Consider the following 17738-nt stretch of genomic DNA (forward strand, 5'->3'; position numbering starts at 1 on the left):
ATCAGATAGTCCATAGTAGTAGACCTTAAATAAAATTCGGAAATATATTGTTTTTGATGGTCTTTTACATAACCCAAATAACTCATTTCCCTTGGAAATACTCGTGGTAACGGGAATTTATTAACTTCAATAAAGTCATTTGAAAGTACATTTAATAGTTCTTGTTCATATTCAGGAATAACAGCCTAGATTAATGGGAAATAGGACCACCAATTGATAAAAAGACGACTCAAATCTTTACATTTTGAGTCGTCTTTTTTGTATAGCTAAATAGGTTCTTTGAAAAAATCAATGTATTTCTGTGCCCTCCATTTATAAAAGGGAGTTTTATTAAGCTGAGCTCTGATGAACTTATCCCATCATGTTTGCACGTTGTTTCCTTCATTTTTTACAGGGAAAATCAACGATTCGTCCATATTCAATCCTTTAGGAACGTCCTTAACCTTTCCATCGACCTATATCTCAGTGCTGATCATCTCTGGATTCGTCGGAACTAGAACTTTCATCAGAGCTTTCGTCGCTGCTTTCTTCATCAAATTTCTCATCATTTCGAATAAACCGGACTGCGTTTAATCCAATCATTTGTGCCCCCGTTGAGGTATTCCCATCTGGTAAAATAGGAGCAATGGAAAGGTCAGCTATTTTAAGATTTTTTGTTCCAAAAACATTTAGGAATCCATCTACAACCCCTTCTTCAATAACTTGTCCCATTTTGCATTGGCACCCGAAATGGGCGAAGTTTGTATACGAAGCCCTGACATAAGCAGCAAGGATTGTCCGTTTTTCTTCATCAGCCAATTGGAAAATACTTTCATTGGGATAAACTACCTCATAGATACCTCCAGGATCAAGCTGACGAGCCCTAACTACCATATTATAAGTCTCAATATATTTATCCACCATATAATTTAAGTCATCGTTATCAGCAAGTGGGTTTAAGTCAATTGTTGGATACGCTTCCGGATCGCTATGTCCAATTAAGATGGTTCCTCTGCTTGTCGGATTTAAATTTGAAATCGCAATACTCATAACATTACTTGGTTTTGTGTCGTCAAACTGCCACCCATTTATAAGCACATCTTGAACAGGTACAAAGACTGGCACTGGAAAACCTAATAATTGAAGGCGGCGGCCTCCTTTTGGGTTATCCTGCTTTTTAAAGGCACCTAGGGTACTTGGCTGATTAGGATCAGTACCCAATACCTGAAGAATTCTGCCTGTTTCTACTCTAACACCCATTCCGACATAAAATTGTGTTTGAAAGTTATGACCAACGTTTGGACTATCTACCAAGGTTGCTATACCTGCTTTAGCTAAATCATCAGGCCTTCCAATCCCAGAGCGTTGGAGTATCACAGATGAAAATTGTCCTGCAGAGATAACGATCCCCTTCCTTGCATTCATTACTTCTGAAACTCCATTTTTAATAAATTCAACACCAACAGCAATTTGGAACCCTTTATGTCTCTTAAATAGTATTTTATTTACTGTTGTTTTCGCAAAAATTACTAATTTTCTTCCATTAACACCAAACTCGTCGGAATTGAACTCATTACCTTGTGTTACAATATGGCTGTTTAAATATCCTGTTGCTGTTGACGACCGAATAAAGCTTTCACTTTCTGCCTTTTGGGTAAATTGCGATTTAAAAAAGGTACAATCCCTAATCCCGGTATTATAATCTTCTACAATTGGGATATCAAAGACATCAGATGTGGCTTGTGTTAAGGTTTGGATTAATCCTTGATTTGGAATGATTTGTTGTCTAACAAAAATAGGACCATTAAAACCACGTTCTTGAGGTTCTTGTGAGCCCCCAGTATAAGTTTCATTCTTTTTAAATAAAGAGCGAATATTGTCATAGCTCCATTGATTTCCCACTTGTCTTGCCCACTCATCATAAAAGTCTCTGCTTCCGCGTACAGCTAACATAGCATTATGCTCTGAACTCCCGCCAATTGCTCTTCCACTTTCAGTTATCAACTGACGCCCAAGTTGTTGCTCTAGTATCGTTGTAACATTAAAAGACTGTCTATTATTAGTTGCATTCGTAAGGGCAACTACAACATTTGGGCTACTAAGTTCCTTAGTCATATTTGTTCCTGTTTCAAGCACGAGTACACTGGTGCGATGATCGTCCGATAGTTTTTTTGCAATAATTCCACCGGCTGTTCCTGCACCAATTACAATATAATCGAAATTATTCTTATCCAATTAATCATCTCCTCCTATCATTAAAATATGATGAGAAAATAGCAAAAGAAATGATTATATGACACATTTATTTGATAAATGTGCTTTTAGGACTCAAAGGATTTGTATCAATTCTAAGTAATTATTTTGCTAGGTATAGTAATCTTTACATTTATTTGGATAGATTCAATGTTTCCTGAGAGTAAATATATATCATTTGGAATTTTTTCACTCTTCCCGATAATAATTATTATTCAAGGATATATTTGTTCAACCTCAAAAGGAATTTTGATATTCGGATTTATATTATCATCTATTGCAATTATTCTACCTATTTCAATTTTGGTACAATATGGGGAGTATGATTACTCCAGTAACAATATATATCCTATTAGGAATAATATCGTACTTTTTATTCAACAAAAATAAAAGATAAACTAATATCAATCCTTTTAAAAATGTATTTCATTCTTAATAAAAAATATCCTTATTGTCTTTACTATTTATTGGTATGATTTTTAAAATCCGTTCGATTTTATAAATAAAATTAATATTCAAAATAACAAATTTAAGAAATTGCTTTTTATCCAGACTATTAAAATTCATATTTTTTAACAACTATATCCTTTCATTTATTATGATTATGTGGTCTTTTCTTTTAAAAAAAATAATGAACCGTAGGGACGGTTCATTCGTCTTACAATTAAAATAAAGTCGCTTCAACCGCACTAACGGGTTTTGTTTAGTATGTTGGCTTCAATCAAAGGAGGAAAACATAATGGCTGATGAAAAAATTGTTATAGGTACTGAAACAAAGTACCCACTTAATGGGATATTGACCATTCCTAATGAAACTAATGGATTGTTTCCTGCGGTTGTATTGGTTCAAGGCTCTGGTCCAAGTAATATGGATGAAAAAATCGGAAATAATTACCCTTTTAAAGACCTTGCTGAAGGTTTGTCGGAAAAAGGGATTGCAGTGCTACGATATGACAAGAGAACACTCGTATATGGAAAAGAAATGAGAAATGATACTGGAATAACAGTGAAAGAAGAAACGATTGAAGATGCCATCCTTGCAGCTGATTTCTTACGAAAAGATTCACGTATTGATTCAAACAAAATATTTATTGTAGGTCATAGTTTAGGAGGAATGTTAGCTCCACGAATTGATGCAGAAGGTGGCAATTTTGCTGGAGTCATTATCATGGGTGGTTCTCCACGTAAATTAGAAGAAATTATGATGGACCAAAATAACGATGTTTTAATCCAATTAATCATCTCCTCCTATCATTAAAATATGATGAGAAAATAGCAAAAGAAATGATTATATGACACATTTATTTGATAAATGTGCTTTTAGGACTCAAAGGATTTGTATCAATTCTAAGTAATTATTTTGCTAGGTATAGTAATCTTTACATTTATTTGGATAGATTCAATGTTTCCTGAGAGTAAATATATATCATTTGGAATTTTTTCACTCTTCCCGATAATAATTATTATTCAAGGATATATTTGTTCAACCTCAAAAGGAATTTTGATATTCGGATTTATATTATCATCTATTGCAATTATTCTACCTATTTCAATTTTGGTACAATATGGGGAGTATGATTACTCCAGTAACAATATATATCCTATTAGGAATAATATCGTACTTTTTATTCAACAAAAATAAAAGATAAACTAATATCAATCCTTTTAAAAATGTATTTCATTCTTAATAAAAAATATCCTTATTGTCTTTACTATTTATTGGTATGATTTTTAAAATCCGTTCGATTTTATAAATAAAATTAATATTCAAAATAACAAATTTAAGAAATTGCTTTTTATCCAGACTATTAAAATTCATATTTTTTAACAACTATATCCTTTCATTTATTATGATTATGTGGTCTTTTCTTTTAAAAAAAATAATGAACCGTAGGGACGGTTCATTCGTCTTACAATTAAAATAAAGTCGCTTCAACCGCACTAACGGGTTTTGTTTAGTATGTTGGCTTCAATCAAAGGAGGAAAACATAATGGCTGATGAAAAAATTGTTATAGGTACTGAAACAAAGTACCCACTTAATGGGATATTGACCATTCCTAATGAAACTAATGGATTGTTTCCTGCGGTTGTATTGGTTCAAGGCTCTGGTCCAAGTAATATGGATGAAAAAATCGGAAATAATTACCCTTTTAAAGACCTTGCTGAAGGTTTGTCGGAAAAAGGGATTGCAGTGCTACGATATGACAAGAGAACACTCGTATATGGAAAAGAAATGAGAAATGATACTGGAATAACAGTGAAAGAAGAAACGATTGAAGATGCCATCCTTGCAGCTGATTTCTTACGAAAAGATTCACGTATTGATTCAAACAAAATATTTATTGTAGGTCATAGTTTAGGAGGAATGTTAGCTCCACGAATTGATGCAGAAGGTGGCAATTTTGCTGGAGTCATTATCATGGGTGGTTCTCCACGTAAATTAGAAGAAATTATGATGGACCAAAATAACGATGTTTTAAACTCGTTGAATAAGTTTTTGAAAATGATTGCTAAGAAACAAATTGCAGCATTATCATCCAAGTTTGACGACATCTATAACCTAAGTGATGAAGAAGCAAAATCGACCAAGGTTTTGGGAAGGTACGTTAGGGCTTACTACTTTAAAGAAATGGGTGAACATCAAACTATTAATTATCTCAAAGCATTGGATAAACCAGTAATAATTTTGCAAGGAGATAAAGATTTTCAAGTAACAGTAGAAAAAGATTTTGATGTTTATAGAAATTTATTGGGTGATATGCCAAATGTAACATTTAAACTTTATCCGAACTTGAATCATTTGTTTATGCCTTCTGTTTATGGAGAAATACTAAAAGCGAAAAAAGAGTATAAGGTATCACAACGTGTAGATAAACATGTTATAAATGACATTTCCGACTGGATTCTTTCAGTTTAGGAAATATCAACAGAAGTTTTAGAAAGCCCAATATAATGGGCTTTCTTTTTAAACTGGTTTATTCAGTCATGTATGTTGCAATATTTAACTTTATTCATAAACAATTTTGAGGGTGTCTACTTTATATCCATCAGCTAAGGCTTGGAAAGTAAATTGTGATTTTTGGTCAGAAGCCTTTGCCAAAAATAATGTACCCTCTTTACCATTTACCTCAATTCTATCTACAAGGTACCCTTTTTTGGCTAAGATGTACCATTTGCCATCTTTATGAAAGATGCTTGTTTCATTTGTATTTTTCTTAGCTTCATCCCATTGAGTTTTTAATTCCTCTGGAATTTCATTATCAATATTTCCAGTCAAGATATTTGGTTCATTATTGATTGATGATCTGTCAAATTTCTTATAACCATCTAATTTTGGATTAAAATTTTTACTATCTATAGGAACATTTATCTCAAGCGAGATTGGATATAAATAATTGACAACATTGCCAGCGGAATTATAAGTTTCATACTTCACCAATATTCCTGTATTCTTATCTACCCAAAAACGAAAAGTGTTAGAGCTGTGTTTTTTTCTTGCATAATCATTTAATTTTCCTTTAATAACTACTGTATTATGCCCTAACAGTTGTTCGTTTTGTTTTTCAATTTCCCATGCATTTAAATCTCTTGTATAGTTTGAAGCAATTTCATAAGGAAATAATGATTCGCTGGCTATACCTATTGGAGGTCTCTCTCTATAATCTGTTTCATTTTCTCCTTTATCGGTCACTTTAAACGCATCCTTAATGTTTAAAGTCCCTCGACGGGGTGGTGTCTGATTTTTTGATTCTATATAGGTGCCGTTATTTAAGTTCCACATAGTGCCATCTTTATAGTAACTATAGTCTGTCTCTTCTTTTCCATTAAAAATGGAAGATGTTTTGCAGTAACCGCCTGCGTTATTTTTCAGACTAAGTTCATAATTAACCAACATATCATTTTGCGTACCATCATAATTAACAGTATGTGTTTTAAATTCACCTTTAGCTGTATCATAATAATCTATAGTATTAATCATTTTCGTGAGAATCTCTTCTTTTGTCACATCTTTATAATTTTCTTTTTGTATCGGGGGTATATATACGGTGCTCCCGTTTTGGTTTTCTTTCTTTGAAACATTTTCTGTCGTTTGCTCTATTGATTTACCATTAGACCCATCTGCATGTGCATTTAGTAAGGAAACTGATGAAACAGCCAGCACGGCAATGACTCCGAGTGCAGACCAGCGATATGATTTCTTTTGGAATTTTTTAATCATAAAAATCCTCCTCTTTAAAGTCCTTTTATTTCTACTCAAATTTGCCATACTGGGTACTTGATAAAAATTTGAGTAGTGTTCTAAAAGATTGATAATGGTATGCCCATATGGGATTTTTTCCTCTTCCTCCATAAACGTGAGAGCATACGAATCACATGCAAGTTCCTGGTCCTCCCTCATACAAACGTAGGCAAACCAAAGAATCGGGTTAAACCAATGTATGATTAGTAAAATATACATTAGCCAATTAAACCCAACGTCTCTTCTTTGGATGTGAGCTAATTCATGGTAAAAAATATGTCGTAGCTGCGGCTCTTTTAGCTGATTGATTAACTCGATTGAGAGTAACATTTTTGGACGGAAGTATCCCATAACGGTTGGACTCGATATTGCTCCAGATAGAATTAGTGGAATATTTTTCTGCACAGACATAGATTTTTTACAGGTATTAAATATATCTAAAATTCTTTTATCTGTAATTACAGGTTGTTTTTTTACGGAGTTCCATAATCGACGGTTTACCCGATAAGTTAAAAGACTTAATACTAAAACTCCTGTTAACCATATATACAAAGCAATTTTAGAAAAGGAAATATATTTGTCCTGTTGCTTCTCCCTACTTATTGTTTCTTTATTAATTTCCATGGTTGATTGTTGTGACCTAGGAACGAAGTTTTCCTCTTTCATAACTACCGTTTTATCTGGGTTAACCTTCGTTTCATTATTTCGTTCGTTTTTCAAAGAAGTATAAAAATATGTTTGAAATGAAGTGGTAGTTTTATAACCATTTGAAAGAATTGAATAAATACTATAGGAACTTTCTGGTGACCAAGGAAGTAGTAGTCTAATTAGCAAAACCATCCAAAGTAGGTAGTGCCATCTTGGGGTTAGCTTGTTTCTCAGAAGGGTTTTGATACAAAATATGAGTCCTACTAATACGCTTGCCATAATAGTCGTTTTAAGAACCCAATCAAAAAATCGAGGTAGATAGATAAAAAATAGTTCCATCTTTATTTACTATCCTTCCTCTGATTCTCCTCACTCTTTTCATCCAGAATTCGTTTTAGTTCGTTTATGTCTTCTGATGATAGCTTTTCTTCTTTTAAAAAGTTTACAATTAATGGTTTAAAAGAGACACCATAGAATCGCTTAAGCAAGGATTTTGTTTCAACTTGTAAAAAACTATCTTGCGATACCAAAGGATAATATTCATACATTCTCCCTTTACCTTGATGATAAGATACTGCTTCTTTTTGGACTAATCGGTTAATAAGAGTTCGAATCGTTTTCGGCTTCCAATCCATTTTTAAATCCAAACTTTCAATTATTTCATTTGCTGTTTGAGGGGCTTTCCCCCAAAGAACTTTCATGATTTCTAATTCAGCTTCAGAAATTCTAGGTAGTTCCTTCACTATATCATCTTCCTTCTATTATATTACAAATGTAATCTTAAACTAAATATTACATTTGTAATCAATACTTGTCAACCATATTTTGGATTAGAAGATATTGAAAATTGGTAGCCTCTGATAGCCTTTTAGCGTAGGTTCTTTAAATTCAATTCCTATCTTTCTCATCTTTTACTTATCAAACAGCATCCATGATTCATTGCCGATATGTTAGACTAATTTAAAATTACATTTTTTTCTTGAAATGCGAGAAAAACACAGTTTCGATTCGTTATATAAAGTGTAAAAGCGCTTTTACAAAAACCATTCTCCATAGGAGAATGACAAGCTTCCCTAAGATGTTTAATTTCTAGTTCTGAAAGAAATCTTGGGATTCTTTTCCTAATTTTGGCTCTTTTAATTTAGCAGCAGGGTTTTTATTGTTAAAGCCTTCATCCAGTGTCCGTTTGAATAGTGATTTAATTCTGAAATATTTATATAGATACTAGGTCAATTACCAAGTATAATAAAACATACAATTGAATAGTTCGGCAGTTAGGTGCCTTTGTAACAATAACAAAGGGTAACAGGGAATCGGGTGCAACTCCCGAGCGGTCCCGCCACTGTAACCGAGAAGTTCTCTTTCAAAATGTCACTCGCTTTAGAGTTGGGGAAGACGAAAGAGCGCAAAGATCCGGAAGCCAGGAGACCTACCTAAATTGCCACACCCATTAGCCCTTCGCGGAAAGGAAAGGTGTACATACAAAATGACAAGATATTTCTGTCTTTGTGTCCTTTATTTTCATGTACTCTTAACTCCATCCGACATTGGGTGGAGTTTTTCATTGTGTTTATCTTGATACACAAACAAACAGAGGAGGAAATTATTTTGGGAAGTATTTCGCTAATAATGTTAGTTTTCATTTTAGGTCTTCGTCACGGATTAGACGCTGACCACTTGGCCTGTATCGATGGTCTTACTCGATATAACTGGCGCCAAGGAAGAATAACAGCACGTTGGGTGGGAACGCTGTTCTCGTTTGGGCATGGTTCGGTCGTTGCTACAGTTGGTGTCATTCTTGCGATGGTTAGTAAGCAATTTAAGTTTCCCGACTACTTTGACACGATTTCCACATGGATATCAGTCATTTCTCTTTTTATCATTGGAACCCTAAATATCTACAATTTACTTCGTACAAACTCGGCTGATAAAGAATTTGAGATCCAGGGGATAAAAGGGCGTTTTATACCAAAAATTGCACGGGAGACGACAAATCCGTTTATGATTGTTTTGATTGGAGCTGTTTTTGCACTTGCAGCTGACACCGTGAGTCAGACATCTGTATGGGCAATAGCAGCTGGACACACTAGTGGCTATCTGCCGGTAATTCTAGGATTGACCTTTATGGTAGGAATGGTGCTGACGGATACGATTGATTGCTATGTGACCTATCGAATGATTAGCCAATCCAGTAAACTAGGACAATCCGCTTCTAAAATCATGGGGTGGGTGATTGTAGTTTTAGCGTATGGTGTTTCAATTTATGAAGCCATCGACTACTTCTTTCCAAAGATTAATGTGGACTTCGAAATTGTTGGGGTTGTTATTTTCGCATTCGTACTCCTCTCATTCTTTAGTGCGATCATTATTACCAAAAAACAGAAATCAGTTACATCCTGATAGATACACGCCAAAAAGCTTACTATCAATCATCATAGGGGTACCGCCAGCATTTTTACAAAAAACGTACGTTAAGAGAACATTAGATTCAAAAAGAGTACTATTCGTACGATAAAAAGAGACAAACCGTTGAATTACTACAAATTAATTAAAAATATACTTTCCTGGTAACTCAGATTACGTAAACAAGGAATGACAATCTGTTATCTGTGTTTGAAGTTATACTAAAGCAGTTTGCATAATGACTATTATGTTAAAAAAAACATTACATAGTTCGGGAGAGAGTAGAATGAAGGCTGGAATACAAAAAGGTTATGATTACATTGAACTATGGAAAGAAACCATGATCGATCATAATGGAAATATACCGAAGCGGTTAATAGATGATCAGACAGAGGAAGCCTTTTGGTCTTCTATGGTGGAGAGAAAAAAATGGCATAAGCCAGATCCATATGCACAAGTTGTGCAACAGGAACTCCTCCCTCTTTTAAATAGTGATGATCATGTATTGGAAATCGGCCCTGGGTGGGGCAATTATACCTTTGCAATCGCTAATAAGGTTCAGAAGCTTACATGTATAGACAGTTCAAAGAGTATTGTCCAATTTTTGGAGTCACAGGCTATTGTTAAAGGTTTGTGTAACATGGAGCTAATTTATGACAAGTGGGAAAGTGAAAAAGAAAGAGAAAAATATGATGTTGTGTTTGGATTTAATTGTTACTACCGTATGTATGATATAGGGAAAGCTTTATTAAAAATGAATGAGTCAGCAAACCGTCTAGTTATTGCAGGAATGACAACAGGTCCAGAAAAGCCTCATTACATGGAACTACACCAAATGGGATATAAAATTAATTTAAGACGCAGGGATTATATTCATATCTTGAACGTATTATACCAGCTTGGAATTCTGGCAAACTGTAAGATCGTGAAATTGCAAAGCAGGAAAAGCTATACTTCCTATGAGCAATTAATTCGCGAGAATACCACAAAGATTTTGGATGAGCACTATAATGGTTATGAAGTGGAGACCGTTATTAATAAATATGTGTTAGAACATGACGGTACATATGAGTATGTTTATCCGTTTAATGCTGCTTTAATATATTGGAATCCGGGATTATGAAAATTAACATATAAAGAACAAAATTCAGGTATATCTGTGTATTCCAATTGCCATTTTAAGGAGAAAGGTATACATACGTTGTTAACAGTATCTGCCTTAAGTTATCAAGATCTAAATTATAAAAATCCTTAAAATTATAGAAGAGCACATATTAGTCATGTTTAATATGTGCTCTCGTATTATTAAATTAAGACGTCCGATTGTTGAGTTCAAATAAATTAGCTTTTCCCTTTTAAAACGGAAGGTTTTGAAAAAGTGAAATTTTTATAACTAGTGTTGATAAAGAGCCTAAAGATGTTAAAGCTATTATTTTTCGAACACTTTGTTTTATTGAAGGTTTACTTAGTTCATTGATTGCTGCTCCCCATATAAGTAAGGAAGCTAAGGTAATAATACTCAAATACATATTTAATACATTCTTTCTTATTTTTTAATTACTGATAATTTTAACATTAACATATTTATTCAACAATCTAGCCCTTTAATTAAACAATACAGCTGGAGTTTAAGGGTCAATAGAAAAACCCTATATTAATAAATTGTTTTATCAATCTATTACAATAACAAAAGAATTAAGGCAAAATTAAAAGGCATGAGTCCGGTACAATACCGTACTCATGCCCAAGCTGCCTCATGAAATAACCGTGTCTAACTTTATGGGGTCACTTCAGTCAAAGGTTGCTCTTTTTGTTTTTATCTTTTGTTCCACTATAGTACCCGTTAACTTAATTATGGTCATTTGAACTCTTACTTTTTAATATTCTTTAATGCCTGATAGGCATTTGCTTCCCCTGCACCAAATAATGCATCGTGTCCTGGTTTTCCATAGTCCAAAGCGGTTTGGAAAATACGTGCAGTGATTTGTGAAGGCTTCAAGTCAGGGTTTGCCGCTTTTAAAACACCGGCAATACCTGCTACTTGAGGAGTAGCCATCGAAGTTCCTGCATTATAATTATAAGGAGAACCTAAGTAAGTTGGCCAAGTACTAAGAATCAAATTGCTAGGGTCGATAGTAGTTGGATCATAGGTTTCTGCAAATTTAGCACCATAGTCTCCTCCAGGTGCCGCCACATCAATCGCACCATTCCCATAGTTGGAGTAGAAAGCGAGCTGCTGATTCGTCCATTTTACCGATGCAGACACGTTAATCACTCCTGGGATTTGAGCTGGTACAACAGTAGCCGGTCCCTTAACTCTCATTCCAAATGGTTCATAAAGCGCGTTTAAAAATTTGTTCACTTCATTCTTGTCAGCCAAGTTTAAACTTTCATTCCCACTACCTGCTACAACAGTTACATCATTTTTCACAGCGTATTGGATGGCTCGCTTCCAAAGTAAAGTCTCAGCCACTGACTTATAACTTTCCCCTTCAAATATCATTTTCGTATTATTATAGAAACGAAGAGACATATTGATTACATCTACATGATCATTCGTTGCAGCTATAATCCCATCGATAATCCAAGCCGGCATCCCAAGAGCTTGTTCTGAATATAAGACACGATATGCACGAATTCCCAAGTCTGGTCCTACACCTTTTACTTTGCCGTTCGCCGCAACGATACCAGCAACATGTGTACCGTGCCCATTGCGGTCCAATATGTCATTTGGATCTCCAGTCTCTGATTTATCCATTCCTGCTGGAACCAAATTTCGTCCGCCAATGATATTATTCTTTAAATCTGGATGTGACAAGTCGATTCCGGTATCAATTACCCCTACCACAGCTTTATGTATAGTATTTCCATCGTTATCCTTATATCCGCCTGTTTCAATATCATAGGATTTCCCATCATTCGTCACCCTTTGAATGTCCCATTGGGAAGCCCAGTAACTTTCCCCATTTTGCTGATTGGTTATGGAATTGAGTGTTTTGTTAGGAATGATTTCGGGTTCCTTTAATACGAGTGGAACTTCCCTATTAGCAGCTTCAATGGAAGAAACTTGTTTGAGTTTTTTAAGAAAAGCAGGCTTGTCCGACCTTACCTCCACTCCCCCGACTTCTGAAAGAACTTTAACAACCTCGCCACCGGCGTTTTGGATGATTTTTTCATAGTCTTTTGGCAATTCATTTTTAAAGGCAATCATATACAGATTATTTACCTCTGGAAATGGGTTTTGCTTTTCCACTGCCTGGATAGGCATATCACCAAATACCAAAGTCCCGATGACTAAGGTAACTGAAAGCAATGCACTTAGAATAATTTTTTTCATTTTCCTTTTCCTTCTCCTTTCGAATGGAATTCCCTACCATTTACTACACTAATATAAAAATTGGAAAAAGTCCAACTATTTTCCATACAGTTCTAATGCAACTAATAGTTTATTAGCAAAATCTACTATTTTGATAAGTTTCTTCACTTCATTTATAAAAATTTGAAAATATAAAAACATCTTGATTTTATCCGCATTTTCCTGATGCTACACCAATAAGTATATTGAAGGCCTTGGAACTGGTTTTGATGTACTTAAGGCTCTTTGGGCAGATCCTAGCCCTCAAAACATAGAAAATTTTCAAAAGCTACTTACCTTTGACTCTACAAAAAATCTATACCTAACAGGGGCTTGTAAGATAAAAAGAATTAGTCCAGATGGCTATTATATGGACCAATATTTCTTAAATCGACCTGGAAACAAAGAAGTTCAGTTAGCATTAGCATATGACTATCGGACAAATGTCGAGATATATCCATCTTGGCAGAACTACTTAAAAACATATCAGCCGCCTACATTAGTTACATGGGCGAAATATGATCCTTTCTTCACTTTGGATGGTGCATATGAATTCGAAAGGGACCTAAATACAGTGGAATTACATTTTTTAAGCGGAGGGCATTTTGTTTTAGAAGAGCAATATAGAAAAATTTCCAGATTAATAAAGAGATTCTTCAATCAAATTTATGGGTTCTCCCCTTTTCCATATTAAAATAGCTTAATACAAACTTATGCAGGAGTTTGGCCGACATATCCCGATTCAATAGCCCTTCAACCTATGGTTGAAGGGCTATATTGCCTAGCCTTGAATAAAAAAAGCTTTTAATTAGCCGTGATACCTGCCAAGCCTGCTCCTCGAGAAGGAAGTGCCCGCCGCAAAGAAGGTGGGTTTCCGCATTGTATAGTTCCTTGCTAAAGGCAACAGCGCCATTCAATGTGAAAATAAAATCATTTTTCCCCCAAATAACTGTTGCTGGAGGCTGCTTCATGCGCAGATACTGCTGCCAAACGGGGTATTGTTCTACATTTTTTCGATAATCGTAGGCAAGTTCCAATTGAATTTGAGCATTTCCTGGTCGGTCCAGGAAGAGCTGATCCATCAAATAGCTGTCCGGGCTAATCATATTCGGGGAGCAAGCACCGGTAAGATACTGCTTCTTTGTGAAATCAATGGTGAGCAAGTCTCCCAATGCTGCTTCAGTGTTTGGGTTTCTGTCTTTCCACAAAGCTTTAAAAAGATCGAACGGCTTACCAAGTCCCTCTTCATGAGCAACGGAATTTTGAATAACAAATCCAAGCACCCTTAACGGCTGGCGAACAGCAATGCGGAAGCCAACTGGACCGCCATAATCCTGAACATAGAAGACTGACTGCCTGATACCAAGCAGATCCAGCAGCTTTTCCATAACAAGCGAGATGTTATGGAACGTGTATGTAAATTCATCGGGACCAGGCATGCTGCTGTTTCCAAAGCCCGGATAATCCGGTGCAATGACATAAAACTGGTCAGACAAAAAAGGAATTAGATTTCGGAACATATGGGAAGAACTGGGGAAACCATGGAGCAACACAATCGCTGGATTTCTGCGGCTTCCTGCTTTCCGGTAAAAAATACGCAGGCCATCAATTGTGGCAATTTGGTAGCTTACCATCTATCCATCCCCTCTCAGCTTTTAGTAACCTTCTATTTTTTTATATGCAGATAGGGAGGTGTTTAGCATTTTTTTGGTTATTTAACGTTTTGAGTTCCTCTATGCCAGCATCCTAATCCTGTTGGGGAATTTTGTGTTCAATGTGGTGGACGTCTTATATGAAATGAGAAACTAAAATCAAGAGGAGTAGTACTACTCCTCTTGATTTTAGTTTAAAATAAAGCTTGACCAAAAATATCTTATAATCATCCTTCCAAACAGGATCACTCTGGTGTATCTAGATACCGAAATATTTTCTGGATTTGTATTGGACTAGCGATTTTTGGAGCTCAATTCGTATTGATACTTCAAAAGATGATTAATAAATTGAACAACACTGTTAAAGCATTGGAGAAAATTAGAATGATTGAAACACTTCAAAGGGTCTTTGTTCCCGTGCAATGGGTAAAAGAAATCATTGAAACAGACCCTATTTCACACAATTATGTGGTTGTTGAATGTTCATGGGGGAAACCAAGCGAGGAGTATTTAGAGAAACATATTCCTGGGGCAATTCATCTTGATACAGATTTAATCGAAGAAGACATTAACTGGAATATCCGAACACCAGAGGAAATTAACGACACGCTAATTAGCCTCGGGATTTCCAAGAGTACACGCGTGGTTATTTACGGAAAGGGAGAATCATTTGCTCGTTTTGCATTTGTTTGTATTTGGGCAGGTGTACAAAACGTTCATGTAATCGATGGAGGATTGAATGCATGGATAAGCGCTGGATATCGAACGGAACAAGGGATCGTGGAACCAAAACCGATTTCAGAATTTGGCACTAAAATTCCAGTCCATCCAGAGTATCTCATATCATGGCCTACGGAAATCTTGAAAGCACAGAAGAATCCGAATTTTAGACTTGTCAGTGTAAGAAGTTGGCGTGAGTTCATTGGAGAAGTAAGTGGGTATTCATACATCAATCGCTCAGGAGAACCAAAAGGTGCTATATGGGGTCATGATGAAGCTGATTATTACAATGATGATCGAACTGTAAAATCATTGACCGAAGTCGAAGCAATGTTATCAGAACGGGATATTAGAAAGGGGAACGAAATCGCTTTCTATTGCGGCACCGGTTGGAGGGCCTCCCTCCCATTCTTGATCCTTTATGAAAACGGCTGGGACAATATCAAAGTATACGACGGCGGATGGTTCGTCTGGCAGAAAGATCCTGAGTTGCCGGTACAAATCGGAAGTCCTCGAGAAAAGTAGAGTTGGCCAAACGTCAACTCTACTTGTTTTTTGGTTGTTTTCATTTGTTTCAAGAACATTTAAGGTTATTTTTTTTATTCCGTTCGAGTCAGCCCAAGCAACGGACTCTTTTAAAAGATTTTTACCAATATCTAAAGTTTATCTTAGAACTCCTTATTACCTTAATCCTTCATATTAACTGCATATCGCGCTGCGATGGTGTAAAATACTTCCTTGGGCTCCCAAGGTAGGTCTGGGTAAGTCGTGCCATGGCCTTCTTGCAGCACTCGCACGATCCCGTAAGACGCCTGATCAAAATCTTGATTGGGGTCTTCGTCGTACGGCAGGTTGTGGGAAGCAAAGGTACACCAGAATGCTGTGTCGACTCCAGCTTCTTCGAAAACGTTAACGCTATCGTTAAAGTATTGACTCTGTTCGGACTCATCACGCTCGTAGCTGCCTGTCAGCCGAACTGCACGCGAACCGTCCCACTCGACGATGAACATTCCGCGTGCGCCCAGATCGAATGCACCCTTGAAGGTCGTGCATCCGAACTCGGAGATCACCAGAGGCTTATTAGAGCTGGCCAGCTTCTTGATTGAATCAGCATAGAGATCAGCAACCTCAGCAGAGTTGTAGGCGTCGACGGCGATGAAGTCGAAAGGTTCCCAGTTCACAGGTTCGGTAGGCAGGGCCGCGTACGTAACACGACCCCTGAATCGGGCTCGCACGACGTCTATAGCACGTGCTAGGAAGCCGTTGAGCAGAGTCGGTAGTTTCGCGAACGCAGCACGGCTAACCGTCGGGTCGGACAAAGCCGCGAGGCGATCCGGCAGAGTCTCGCCGGGAAAGAAGCCGCGGGTAAAGAGCATGAGTTCGGCACCCGTTACCATGACCACCTCCGCCCCCGTAACCCGGAGGCGTTCGGCGCGTTCTGCACAGTCCGCGATCAAATCAAGCAACTCTTCTTTGTCAAGATCGTTTGTGAACGGTGAGAACCATACCTCGAGGCCTACTGCTGCTGCTGCTTGTGCAGCGATCTCCAGGCGAACGGGCTCTCCACCTGTCACTCGTACGGCAGTGCAATGCAGGTCGCGACATATAATTTCCATCTCCCTGTACACTCTCGCCGCATCGAAATTGGGGTGTGTGCTGGTTCCTTCACTTAGGAATCCCGTGTCATACGTCACTCCACGCATGCGCATAATGGACTAACTCCTTTCGTTTTCAAAATACATGGAATGCCTCAAAGTTTTGTTACTAACAAAATAGGTATCCAAAAGTATATGCAAATAAAAGTAGATAGTTAACTAAATTGTTACTTGATACACAGCCTTAAACTGACAGTTAGTTTAAGTACATGTCTTCACAATCTCTCACCAATATTAATATAAATATCCGATTTAGTTTTGAAGTTTTATTCCATTTAATGGCCCGATTGTTGAATAAAAGCTAATGACGATTGTTTAACTAAACCGCCAGTTAGTTGAAAAAGAAAAAAGATGGAATCTGGCATTAATCCCATCTTAAGTAAATTTAGTTCACATTTCATTCGTATTGTGAATTTTAAAAACACTGTCACAAAATATACACACAAAACCTTCTAAATGTGGAATAAATCGCTGAACAACATTCCCACCTTTTGTTAAATTAATGTCAATATTGTAAAAAGGGGGAATTATTATATTGTTCAAGCAAATTACCGACACAAAAAATAACTTGTTAATAGTTATTAAAGCATTGAGAAATGAAATGATACTTACAGGAATGAAAGAAGGACTAACAAGTGAAAAGACATTAGCTATTAGTCAAAAACTTGATAAATATATCTCTAGGTACCAATCCATTCAATCTAATATTTAATATCGCAATATGGTTCTAAGTCGTTTTATGTTCGAAATGTTCATTAAGTCAATTCAATCCTTTTATTACCAGTAAGAATACATTTCCTAAAATGCTACAATTAGCATTAGAGGTGTTCTC

General features: G+C 36.2%; 13 protein-coding genes, 2 pseudogenes and 1 riboswitch. Of the genes and pseudogenes, 8 read left to right on the top strand and 7 right to left on the bottom strand.

Annotated elements, in window-relative coordinates; all coding sequences use genetic code 11:
- Positions 1 to 462: 462 nt before the first annotated feature.
- The gene (locus tag BN1082_RS22970; RefSeq protein ID WP_090638840.1) at positions 463 to 2214 is read right to left on the bottom strand and encodes a GMC family oxidoreductase; all 1752 of its coding nucleotides are present in this window, start codon (positions 2212 to 2214) and stop codon (positions 463 to 465) included.
- Positions 2215 to 2971: 757 nt separating this feature from the next.
- On the opposite strand from BN1082_RS22970, the gene BN1082_RS22975 reads away from it, so the two are divergent.
- Together BN1082_RS22975 and BN1082_RS22980 are read left to right on the top strand one after the other, a co-directional pair.
- Positions 2972 to 3490: an alpha/beta hydrolase family protein gene (locus tag BN1082_RS22975; RefSeq protein ID WP_245640522.1), complete on the top strand. Its 519-nt coding sequence runs from the start codon at positions 2972 to 2974 to the stop codon at positions 3488 to 3490.
- A 733-nt stretch (positions 3491 to 4223) separates the two neighbouring features.
- On the top strand, positions 4224 to 5150 hold the full coding sequence (locus BN1082_RS22980) for an alpha/beta hydrolase family protein (RefSeq protein WP_090638842.1): 927 nt from the start codon (positions 4224 to 4226) through the stop codon (positions 5148 to 5150).
- Between the two features lie 90 nt (positions 5151 to 5240).
- Here the strand turns inward: BN1082_RS22980 and BN1082_RS22985 are convergent, their stop codons facing one another.
- Both BN1082_RS22985 and BN1082_RS22990 read right to left on the bottom strand, forming a co-directional pair.
- Positions 5241 to 7460, bottom strand: coding sequence for a M56 family metallopeptidase (locus BN1082_RS22985; RefSeq protein ID WP_090638845.1), 2220 nt, complete (start codon positions 7458 to 7460; stop codon positions 5241 to 5243).
- Between the two features lie 2 nt (positions 7461 to 7462).
- Positions 7463 to 7864: a BlaI/MecI/CopY family transcriptional regulator gene (locus BN1082_RS22990; protein WP_090638848.1), complete on the bottom strand. Its 402-nt coding sequence runs from the start codon at positions 7862 to 7864 to the stop codon at positions 7463 to 7465.
- A gap of 516 nt (positions 7865 to 8380) precedes the next feature.
- A riboswitch (cobalamin riboswitch) is annotated at positions 8381 to 8572 on the top strand.
- A gap of 157 nt (positions 8573 to 8729) precedes the next feature.
- Here BN1082_RS22990 and BN1082_RS22995 point away from each other — a divergent pair.
- The 3 genes and pseudogenes from BN1082_RS22995 to BN1082_RS28965 form a co-directional block, all read left to right on the top strand.
- Positions 8730 to 9521, top strand: coding sequence for a HoxN/HupN/NixA family nickel/cobalt transporter (locus BN1082_RS22995; protein ID WP_090638850.1), 792 nt, complete (start codon positions 8730 to 8732; stop codon positions 9519 to 9521).
- A gap of 289 nt (positions 9522 to 9810) precedes the next feature.
- The gene (locus BN1082_RS23000) at positions 9811 to 10647 is read left to right on the top strand and encodes a methyltransferase domain-containing protein (RefSeq protein ID WP_090638852.1); all 837 of its coding nucleotides are present in this window, start codon (positions 9811 to 9813) and stop codon (positions 10645 to 10647) included.
- A 553-nt stretch (positions 10648 to 11200) separates the two neighbouring features.
- Positions 11201 to 11284 (top strand): annotated as a pseudogene (locus BN1082_RS28965) (IS3 family transposase); the annotation flags it as partial.
- Positions 11285 to 11394: 110 nt separating this feature from the next.
- Here the strand turns inward: BN1082_RS28965 and BN1082_RS23015 are convergent.
- Entirely contained in the window at positions 11395 to 12861 is a 1467-nt protein-coding gene (locus tag BN1082_RS23015; RefSeq protein ID WP_090638855.1) for a S8 family serine peptidase, read from the bottom strand.
- A 388-nt stretch (positions 12862 to 13249) separates the two neighbouring features.
- On the opposite strand from BN1082_RS23015, the gene BN1082_RS23020 reads away from it, so the two are divergent.
- Positions 13250 to 13573, top strand: a complete 324-nt coding sequence (locus BN1082_RS23020) for an alpha/beta fold hydrolase (protein WP_090638858.1) — start codon at positions 13250 to 13252, stop codon at positions 13571 to 13573.
- Positions 13574 to 13637: 64 nt separating this feature from the next.
- Here BN1082_RS23020 and BN1082_RS23025 read toward each other — a convergent pair whose 3' ends face one another.
- Positions 13638 to 14513 (bottom strand): alpha/beta fold hydrolase, encoded by an 876-nt coding sequence (locus tag BN1082_RS23025; protein WP_090638860.1) that lies wholly within the window; start codon positions 14511 to 14513, stop codon positions 13638 to 13640.
- Between the two features lie 402 nt (positions 14514 to 14915).
- Here BN1082_RS23025 and BN1082_RS23030 point away from each other — a divergent pair, with 402 nt between their 5' ends.
- Positions 14916 to 15776: a sulfurtransferase gene (locus BN1082_RS23030; protein ID WP_176699908.1), complete on the top strand. Its 861-nt coding sequence runs from the start codon at positions 14916 to 14918 to the stop codon at positions 15774 to 15776.
- Between the two features lie 39 nt (positions 15777 to 15815).
- Here BN1082_RS23030 and BN1082_RS28380 read toward each other — a convergent pair.
- Both BN1082_RS28380 and BN1082_RS23035 read right to left on the bottom strand, forming a co-directional pair.
- Positions 15816 to 15905 (bottom strand): annotated as a pseudogene (locus tag BN1082_RS28380) (GNAT family N-acetyltransferase); the annotation flags it as partial.
- A gap of 32 nt (positions 15906 to 15937) precedes the next feature.
- Complete coding sequence (locus tag BN1082_RS23035) at positions 15938 to 16960, bottom strand: glycoside hydrolase family 113 protein (protein WP_090638865.1); 1023 nt, start codon at positions 16958 to 16960, stop codon at positions 15938 to 15940.
- A gap of 481 nt (positions 16961 to 17441) precedes the next feature.
- Here BN1082_RS23035 and BN1082_RS23040 point away from each other — a divergent pair, with 481 nt between their 5' ends.
- A complete protein-coding gene (locus BN1082_RS23040; RefSeq protein ID WP_090638867.1) occupies positions 17442 to 17618 on the top strand; it encodes an aspartyl-phosphate phosphatase Spo0E family protein in 177 nt (58 codons plus the stop codon).
- Positions 17619 to 17738 lie beyond the last annotated feature (120 nt).

The sequence above is a fragment of the Neobacillus massiliamazoniensis genome, from assembly GCF_001048695.1.
GTDB classification, from domain to species: domain Bacteria; phylum Bacillota; class Bacilli; order Bacillales; family Cytobacillaceae; genus Neobacillus; species Neobacillus massiliamazoniensis.